The organism is Streptomyces sp. NPDC006430, assembly GCF_040612395.1.
Classification (GTDB): domain Bacteria; phylum Actinomycetota; class Actinomycetes; order Streptomycetales; family Streptomycetaceae; genus Streptomyces.
This window is the reverse complement of the sequence record NZ_JBEXQA010000071.1, coordinates 1-8,970: the sequence shown is the minus strand read 5'-3', so window position 1 is coordinate 8,970 and position 8,970 is coordinate 1. Positions and strand designations below refer to the sequence as shown.

Here is an 8,970-nt window from a genome sequence, read left to right as displayed (position 1 = left end):
CGGAGGTCAACTCCACCGCGAAACGCGGCCGGTGCACCCGTGAGCGACGCGAACGAGATATCGGCATGCCGGGTACAACGACCGGCACCCGCCAAGGTGCCGGTCACATCGTCAGTTCATCCGAACTCTTCATGTGCGAAGGACCGGACTAGCTGGTCGGGGCGGGTTGACGGAATTTCAGGTTCACTTGTTCGGCTGCTGCCTGGTTGGCGTAGTGCTTCTCGTCGAATTCGATTGGGCTGAGGTAGCCGAGGCGTTTCTGGATGCGACGGGGGTTGTAGAAGCCGTCGAGGTACTCGAAGAGGGCGAGGTTCGCCTCGGCTCTGGTGGCGAAGACGCGGCCGCGGATGCACTCGGTCTTGATCACCATCCAGCAACTCGCGTACCGGGAGCGCCCGATTGGTGTGCTGTGGCATTCGCTTTCCTTTTCGGTCGCGACGATGGCCGCTCACCGATCGTCGGAGCTCGGACGGCCTCAGAACAGCCGGTGGCCCTGGACCAGGGCGGTCCTGGTGCCGTCGTTCCGTACGAGCCGGAGCTTTTTGACGCCGTTGTGGTTCGCGGCGACGAGGAACGATGGGCCGGCGATCACGGCGAGGGCGACCAGCCCGAAAAGGATGCCCACGAGGTCGGACGATTGCGTGTCGCCCTCCTCGACGGTCTGGCCGCCGAGGTGGAAGAGCATGGGGACGGTGACGAGGAGTGAGAGGAGCAGCAGCCAGCCCACTGCCCGATTGATCAGCTGTTTGCGCCGGGCCTTGGCCACGCTTTCCACCTGGACAGAGAACTTCCGCGAGCAGCGGGGGCAGGTTATCCCCACGCTCTGTTCACGGCTGGTCGGCCGGTTCGCGCCGCCGGTCGGCAGGTGCGAGATGCTCCACTTGACGGTCGTAACAGCCACCCCCTTGATGCTCACCCTGCAGCCGAGGCCCACGACGAACCGTTCACCGATCAAGGATTGCGCCATCCCTGCCACCCCCAGGTGCCGACCCTCGCGCGCATCGCGGGGCGGGCAGATCTTAGCCGGGCTGCCGCGGCGCGAACACCGGCTCGCGGTCCGCAGGGGGCGTGAGGGGGGAGGTCGGAAGTGGCCCATGCCGGCTAGCACGGGCCCATGCCTGGGTGGCCGCGAAGCGACCGTCTCCGCCGGCCTCGCCTCGGGTGACGCCTTACTTCGGGGCTCCACAGCGTGGTGCAGCAGCGCACCGCGAACCACGGCAACGGGTCATCCCCCGAGAAGGTGGACACGCGTCGGGGTGGTTATGCGGCCAGCGTGAGTGATCGGAGTGGAAGACCGCGCCGCTCAGGCCGCCGCGGGTGGCGGCTGCCATCCGCAGGGCGTCGGCGACGAGTTCGGTGCGCATGTGGGCGGCGATGGACCAGCCGACCACCCGGCGGCTGAAGCAGTCCAGGACAGTGGCCAGATAGAGGAACCGGCCGTCCCCGGTGGGGAGGTAGGTGATGTCGCCCATGTACTTGACTCCGGGCGCGGGGGCGGTGAAGTCCCGCTGGAACAGGTCCGGGACCGGTGTCGCCGACGGCTGGCAGATCGTGGTGCGGACCCGCCTGCGCAGGCGAATGCCCCGGATGGAGAACTTGCGCATCACGCGGGCCACCCGTTTCGCGTTGATCAACCGCCCTCGCCCTCGACCCGACCGGCAAGGGCCGCAAGCGTGGACCAGCCGCTGGAAGGAAGCGATGAACGCGTTCGACATCGCCTTCGACGGCCGACTCTCGGCCGAACGAGTGTGAGCCAACCAGACCAACGAGAAACCTCTACGCCAACCGAGTGGTGAACACCGCTTTCGTGATACTCCCGCGTCAGTGCGTGCTGTGCGTGTCGGGTGGTTCTACGGGTTGGTGAAGTAGCCGAGGAGGTCGGTGATCACGTGGTTGCTGCCGCCCCAGCTGTTGAAGATGTTGACCTTGCCTGATCCGACCGGGGCGGTCACGTGGTTGGGGACGGTGGCGCCGGGGAGGGTGTTGAGGCTGCTGGCGCCGGGGAGTGTGCCGCCGAAGGCGTACGCCGTCAGGAAGCCCGGGCCGGTGGTGTCGGTCGCGGTGACGTTCAGGACCGCGCCCACCGCGTTCGCAGGCAGGCCGGAGACCGTCGTTGTGGCGCCCGGGGCGAGCTTGCCCGTGGTGCGGGTGTCAGCGAGACGCTTGGGGACGACCGGCTTGAACAGAGCCTTGCCGTCCTTTCCGTAGTAGCCCACGGCGTCGAGCACCAGGTGCGTGGAACCGGAGTTGGTGGAGAGGGTGATCGTGCCGTCCGGGCCGACCGGCACGATGGCCTGGTTCGACTTGTCCTTGCCCGGCTCCACGTTCAGGTTCGAGGTGACGGTCCGCTTGGCCGGGTCGGGGTAGGCGATGACGTGCGCGTTCTCCGTGGCGCCGGTGCCGGTCAGGTTGAGCGCGACCGCGGTGGCGTCGGCGGGGATGCCGCCCACGCCGGCGACCTTGACGGTACGGGGCTTGCCGCCGGGCAGCGCGCCGCCGGTGGTGCGGGTGTCGAGCAGCCGGGCCGGGGCGAGCGGGGTGAATCGCTGCCCGATGTTCGGCTGGTAGTAGCCCACGAAGTCCACGATGATCGACGCCCAGCCGGAGTTGAGCTGCATCCAGGCTCCGTTGTGGCCGCTGACGGGGACGGTGACGGTGTTGGAGGTGGTGCTGTTGGCGCGGACGTTGACGTTCGAGGTCGCGGGACGCTCCTGGCCCTCGGGCCAGACGGTGAGGTGGGTGTCCTCGGTGGCACCGGTGACGGTCACGTTGAGGACGACCGCGGACATGCCGCCCGAGAGCGGGTGCTCCGGCCGGTTGAGCCCGATGGGCAACTGCATCGAGAGGGGGACGCCGCCCGGCATGCAGGGGGTGTGCTCGCGGCTGTCGTAGAACCGGAACGGCTCGGTCGCCACGTATCCGGACGCCGCGTAGTCCGCCTTGAACGTCTGGCCGGAGGCGGACGTGCTGCCCTTGGAGTCCTGGAGGGTGAGGGTCACCTTGTAGTCGCCGGGTGTCCGGTAGGTGTGCGTGACCTTGGACAGGTCGGGGACGTGCTCGGTGGTGCCGTCGCCGAAGTCCACGTCGACACTGCTCAACGGCCACGGCGCCGCGCTGGCCGACGGGTCGACCCGGACGGTCAGCGGGGAGACGACCTCGGTCGGGCTGTCCGAGGAAGGCAGGACCTGCGCGGCGGTGAAGGCCGCGGTCAGCGCACCGGCCGCGGTCACCTTGACCGGCTGCTCGGTGAAGACCTTCTTCCCGGCGGTGTTGGACGCGGTCACCTTGACCACGCACGCGCACGGAGAGCCGTAGACATGCGAGGCGACGGCCTGGGCGGCTCCGCCCTGCCGGGTGACGACCGGCGCGCTCCCGTCGCCGAAGTCCACGCTGTACGACATGTCGGCGGGCCAGCGGCTGTTCGACGAGGCCTGCACCTCCACCTTTGTGCCCACTGGCGCCCAGGGCTGGTCGACCGACATGGTGACCTTGGTCAGGTGGTCGTGACCCTCGTGGTCACCGCGGTCGAGGAACCCGCCGTCCTTGCCGGTGTTGGCAACGTTGGGATCGTCGATCGGGCCGAAACCGTCGACGTCCGGGGAGGCCAGCGCACCCGGCGCCGTCGCGTCGGCGGAGTCGACGAGGGCGGCGTTGAGGTCCGCCGGGTTCACGAGGTCATGTAGACCTTGGCCGGTCGCCGCCCCGAACTCCGCGAGGGTCTTGTACGCGGTGCCCGCCCAGTTGTAAGGAGCAGCCGTCACATCGGGCTGGCGCACGAGGATGTTGTAGTCGGCGCGGGTGCTGGGTGCCGCACTCTGCGCCACCAGGAGACCGTGGCGCGCGTCGGTGGGCGTCGCGCAGGAGGGGGACTGGTAGCTCTCGATGCGGACCACGTTGTTGAACACCGAGGAGTCGGTGGAACCGCCACTGACGGAGATGCCCCCACCGCAGTAGCTGCCGACGGTGTTGTTGGCCAGGGCCGTGCCGTGGGCGTCCACTACGGTGAGCGGAGGCAGGGAACCGTTGCTGCGGAGGTTGTTGCGGTTGAGGATCGTGTGCTTGGCGCCGGCCCTGATCTGCGCAGAGATGACGTAGCTCCGGCTCACACGTACGTCCGCGCTTCCCGCACCGATCACGAGCTCGCGCATGACCTCGGAAGCCTCCATGACGATGTCGCCGGAACGCTCGACCGTGGCGCCACGCGTCGCCTTGATCCCACGGAACACCAGGTGGGAGGCGCCGTCGATGGTCAGAGGGTCGACCAGTTCCGCTTTCGACCTGCTGCCTACGGCGGTGCTGGTGTCGGTGGTGAAGATGATCGGCTTGCCCGGCTCTCCGGAGCGGCCGATCGTGACGGCTCCGGGATAGGAGCCCGGCGCTATCCGCACGGTCTGGCCAGGTACCGCCGCCTTGGCCGCCGACTGGATCGAGCAGAACGGGGCGGCCTGCGTTCCGGTGCCGGTATCGGAGCAGTTGGCGCCGTTGCCGTTGTTCACGAACAAGTCGACAGGGGTCTCGGCGGCGGAGACCGCCGGTATGCCGAGGACGGTGACGAAGCCTGCGGTGAGCAGGACCGCCGCACGAGTAGGACGCACCAACAGTATTCCTTCGGAGGAAGAGGAAAGGGGCTGCGTGGACCTCGGTTCGGTGCGGCGCTGGATGACGCCGAACGGCCTGCCCGTTCCCCCCGAGGGACGTCAGGCGCATGAGAATCCACAAAGACGCTGCTCATGATCCATTACCAGCCAGCCGTTGTCACTAGAAATATGAACACGCTCAACATCCGTTGAGGGGTTTGAGGCGATCGAGCGGCCGGGTCGCCGAGTCGGTCGCGCGCCGACTGTTTAATCGGAGCTTGGCAGGCCTGGAGCAGGGGCGGACGACCCTGCGGATCCATGTCAGCCATGATGGGGCGGTGAACCCTCGTGACCTCGACCTCGTGATCGCCGCCGTCCATGCCGTCGGGCCCTGCCCGGAGGGTGGGAGGCTGACTGGACCGACCGGGTTCGCGAGCGCGCCGTCAGTCTCTATGTCTTGGGGGACACGGTCGGCCAGGACATCGTCCGGCTGGATGCCGCGAAGCAGTTCACGGCCACGCTGCTGAACGTACGGGTGGAAGCCTCCAGCACCCGCGGTGTCCTGATCCTGCGTAACACCTCGGGGAGCTGGAACAGCCGATCCGCACCGACCGCGGCGACTCCGAGGCCGGCCGGGCGATGATCGAGCGCGCCAGGGCCCTGATCGGTCACCGGGTGCGGCTCTAGCGCCTCAACGAGCGGATGGCGTCCAACCCGAAGCTCGAAGTACGCATCGTCGTGCACCTCGCGGACTTCGGCCTCGACACCGACCCGATCCACGAGAACAGCGCGAAGCAGAACGTCCTGGCAGCCGCCGAGGGTGACACGGCCACCGCACAACAGGCCTGGTCGCAGGCCGGTCTCCCGGACTCCGGCGCCGTGTCCGTATGACAACTGGCCGACGCGCTGGCTGCCTGCCCCACGTCGACGCGAGCCCAGATTCACAACGATTCACCTGAGATTCCGGTTCGCGTGAACCCTAAACGGCCTCCTCGCTCGCCTGAAGTGGCAGGTCAGCAAGTCTGCTCCCCGCGCCCGCGGGGATGAACCCGCCCGCTCGGACATGGACCTGGTCTGTTACGGCTGCTCCCCGCACTCGCGGGGATGGGCGGTGGCGGGGCATCTATCGAACGTCGGCGTCGGTACACGGCAGCGACGGCATCCTCGGCGGCATGGTTGCCACCGTGACCCTCGCCCGCCTCGGGTTTCATGGCCTACTCGCGAACTTTGAGCATGTTCATTTTTCTCATGACAAGAGCAGCCTGCCCAGGAGATCATGGACCACGTCTCTGTTGGATTCTCATGCGCCTTTTGCGGCCGTGCGGCGAACGGGCCGTTCCGGAGCCGTGAAGAGCCGCACCGAACCGAATCCACGCAGCACCTTTCCCTAAGGAGCCCTGCTGGTGCGCCCTACTCGTATGACGGTCCTGCTCACCGCGGGCCTCGTCACCCTCCTCGGCATACCGGCGGTTGCCGCTGCCGAGACCCCGACCGACCTGTATGTGAACAACAAACAGGGCTCCGGCTGTCGGGATTCCGGAGCGGGGACGCAGGACGTCCCGTTCTGCTCGATCTCGGCGGCGGCCAAGGTGGTCAAGCCGGCACAGACCGTCCGGATCGTTCCAGGCTCCCCCATCGACGAGGCCGTCACGATCGACCGATCCGGAGAGCCGGGCAAGCCGATCACCTTCACCACCGATGCGAGTGACGGCACCATGGGCTGGGTGGATCTGCACGAGCCCCTGACCATCAGTGGTGCCTCCCACGTTGTGCTCCGCGGGGTGGGTCTCAAGAGTGGCGTCAAGGTCAGCCGTTCTGACGATGTCGTACTGGAGCGGATCTCCGGTGGTGACGTCGGCGGTCTCGTGGTCGGCGAGGGGAGCACGGATGTACGTGCCATCCGGAGCGGCCTGGCCCGTGTCCGGATCGACGGTGGTTCCCAGCGCACCATGCTCAGCCGCAATCTGATCGGGTTCGGCCGTAACGAGGGTCCGGCGGTCACCGTCGTGGATGCACCCGGCACCATCGTCACGAACAACACCGTCATCGGGGAGTGCGGGCCCATCGTCTCCGTCGGCGGCGACTCGACCGGCTCTTCCCTGTTCAACAACGTGCTCAACAGCCTCATCGTCAGCGGGTGCAGGGCGCCCAAGGAGCCGTTGGGCGGCATTTCGGTGTCGCGGACTGCGGCGGCGGGCACCCGGGCCGACTACAACCTGATCACCGAGAATCCCGGGGTCGCCACGGTCCCCTACAACTGGTCCGGCACGGGCTATCGGACTCTGGCTGAGTTCCAGGCCGCGAGCGGCCAGGGCGCCCACGACATTTTGACGCCATCGCGCGACGGCGTCGGCTTGATCGAGGGGTCGCCCACGATCGACTCCGCCGACGCAACGGCACCGGGCGCACTCCCGACCGACATGAACGGGCGTCCACCCGTGGATGACCCGCGCGTCTCGAACACCGGTAAGGACGGCGGGTATCTGGACCGAGGCGCCGGAGAGTTTTCGGACATCATGAGCGCCGTCGAGCCGATGGAGCTCGACCAGGTCTGGTCGCCGGTGGGCACCAAGGTGACGGTGAAGGCCGCCACGAACAGCCGTTGGCCCACGGCGCTGGTCTACACCGTGGACTTCGGCGACGGAACGGCTCCCGTGGTCACCCGGCAGGGCAACGCAGCCCGCATCACCGCTGCCCACGTCTACACCTCCCCCTGCGACTGCGTGGTCAAGGTGACCGCGGTCAACGGCATCGGAACCAAGGTCTCGGCCTCGCGGTCGACCAAGGTGACCCCTGCAGGACCACTGACCGCCGCCTTCACCGCCACGGCCGTCCTGCCGCAGTGGGACGACCCGAAGGGTGGCATAACCCCACTGACCTTCGCTGTCGACCCTTCGGCCACTGCGGCACCGTGGCAGGTGTCGGGCGTGGACGTGGACTTCGGTGACGGCGCATCCCAGCACATCGACGACCTTCACTCGGTCCGGCACGCCTACCGCGCCGTCGGCGAATACAACGTCAGCGTCACCGTCACCGACGTCAAAGGCACCAAGTCCACCTCCAGCCGGAGCGTGAAGGTCGACTACGCGCCGTCCGGCTACGTGGCCACCGAACCCTTCCGCCTCCTGGACACCCGCACCACGCACACCCCGATCCAGGGCGGCGAACCCCTGGCCGTGCAACTGCCCGCGGGCACCGCCGTACCGGGTCACGAGCTATCGGCAGGTATGACCGCAGCCGTCCTGAACGTGACCGTCACCGACTCCACCGAAGACGCCCACCTCACCGTCTGGCCGGCAGGCCAGACGCGCCCGGCGAGCTCGAACGTGAACGTCGCCGCGGGCGGCACCTCCGCCAACATGGTCACCGTCCCGGTCGGTCTCGAAGGCAAGGTGCTGGCGCAGCTCAACACGGGCCGTGCCTCGGTCATCGTGGACTTCATCGGCTACTACCAGCCCAACACCGGGCAGCGCTTCACCCCACTGCCCCCGACCCGCCTCCTCGACACCCGCAGCACGGGCGTTCCACTGGCCGAAAGCGTCTTCTTCACCGTCAAAGTCGCGGGTCTCGCCGGGATTCCAGCCGATGCCACCGCCGTCGCACTCAACTTGACCAGCACGGGCACCACCAGCGACTCGCACATCGCCGTCTATCCGGACCCGGCGCATCGAGCCGAGACGTCCAACCTCAACCCGGAGCCGGGCAAGGACAAGTCGAACCAAGTGATCGTCCCCGTAGGCCCGCAGGGCATCGTCGCGCTCCACATCAGCACAGGCTCCACCCATGTGATCCTCGACGCGGTCGGCTACTACGGCAAGGACGGCAAGACACTCTTTACGCCGACCCTCCCGCGCCGCCTGGCCGACACCCGCAGCACCGGCAAGCTGGCCGCCGGTAGCGCCACCACGGTCTCCGGCGTGCCGGCGGACGCCGTCGGCGCGGTCCTCAACGTCACCGCGACCGACTCCACGGCCCCGACCTTCCTGACCGCGTACGGGTACGGCGCCACCCGCCCAGAGGCGAGCAGCCTCAACACCCGCCCCGGCGCAACCGTGCCGAACCACGTCACCACCCCGGTCGGCGACGGCGGCCGCGTCAGCATCTGGAACAGCTACGGCGGCTCCACCCACGTGATCACCGACCTGCTCGGCTACTTCACCAAGGGCTGAGCCCCACGAGAACGCGAGCCCTCGGCCACCCGGTCGAACCGTGCGGCGTGAGTGCGGTCGCAGTCTGCCCCATGCTGTGTCGATGCCCCAATGTGACTATTTTGAGCTGAGTTGGCTGGAGGTGTATTCCCCGGACTCAATCGGTCGTCGCAACACCGGCTTGTTGAGTCAAGAGTAGGTGCTCGTTGAGGGCTTCGGCGGGTGTCCTCCATCCGAGGGTCTTG

At 67.8% G+C, this 8,970-nt stretch carries 6 protein-coding genes and 1 pseudogene; 3 read left to right on the top strand and 4 right to left on the bottom strand.

Features of this window, described 5'->3' with window-relative positions; translation table 11 throughout:
* Positions 1-148: 148 nt before the first annotated feature.
* The 4 genes and pseudogenes from ABZZ20_RS36345 to ABZZ20_RS36330 form a co-directional block, all read right to left on the bottom strand.
* Positions 149-370, bottom strand: a complete 222-nt coding sequence (locus ABZZ20_RS36345; protein ID WP_356877251.1) for an IS3 family transposase — start codon at positions 368-370, stop codon at positions 149-151.
* Between the two features lie 105 nt (positions 371-475).
* A complete protein-coding gene (locus tag ABZZ20_RS36340) occupies positions 476-967 on the bottom strand; it encodes a hypothetical protein (protein WP_356877249.1) in 492 nt (163 codons plus the stop codon).
* A 313-nt stretch (positions 968-1,280) separates the two neighbouring features.
* Positions 1,281-1,511, bottom strand: a pseudogene (locus ABZZ20_RS36335) (DDE-type integrase/transposase/recombinase); the annotation flags it as partial.
* Between the two features lie 339 nt (positions 1,512-1,850).
* Positions 1,851-4,595 carry a PKD domain-containing protein gene (locus ABZZ20_RS36330; RefSeq protein ID WP_356877247.1) on the bottom strand — a complete coding sequence of 915 codons (2,745 nt, stop codon included), beginning with the start codon at positions 4,593-4,595 and terminating at the stop codon, positions 1,851-1,853.
* 439 nt (positions 4,596-5,034) lie between these two features.
* Here ABZZ20_RS36330 and ABZZ20_RS36325 point away from each other — a divergent pair, with 439 nt between their 5' ends.
* From ABZZ20_RS36325 to ABZZ20_RS36315, 3 genes are all read left to right on the top strand, one after another.
* Positions 5,035-5,220, top strand: a complete 186-nt coding sequence (locus ABZZ20_RS36325; RefSeq protein WP_356877245.1) for a hypothetical protein — start codon at positions 5,035-5,037, stop codon at positions 5,218-5,220.
* 59 nt (positions 5,221-5,279) lie between these two features.
* On the top strand, positions 5,280-5,468 hold the full coding sequence (locus ABZZ20_RS36320) for a hypothetical protein (RefSeq protein WP_356877243.1): 189 nt from the start codon (positions 5,280-5,282) through the stop codon (positions 5,466-5,468).
* Positions 5,469-5,980: 512 nt separating this feature from the next.
* Complete coding sequence (locus ABZZ20_RS36315; protein ID WP_356877241.1) at positions 5,981-8,746, top strand: PKD domain-containing protein; 2,766 nt, start codon at positions 5,981-5,983, stop codon at positions 8,744-8,746.
* Positions 8,747-8,970 lie beyond the last annotated feature (224 nt).

Excerpts from the sequence above, each read along its gene's own strand:
- ABZZ20_RS36345 (WP_356877251.1), bottom strand. The coding sequence starts at position 370 with ATGGTGATCAAGACCGAGTGCATCCGCGGCCGCGTCTTCGCCACCAGA.
- ABZZ20_RS36340 (WP_356877249.1), bottom strand. The coding sequence starts at position 967 with ATGGCGCAATCCTTGATCGGTGAACGGTTCGTCGTGGGCCTCGGCTGC.
- ABZZ20_RS36320 (WP_356877243.1), top strand. The coding sequence starts at position 5,280 with ATGGCGTCCAACCCGAAGCTCGAAGTACGCATCGTCGTGCACCTCGCG.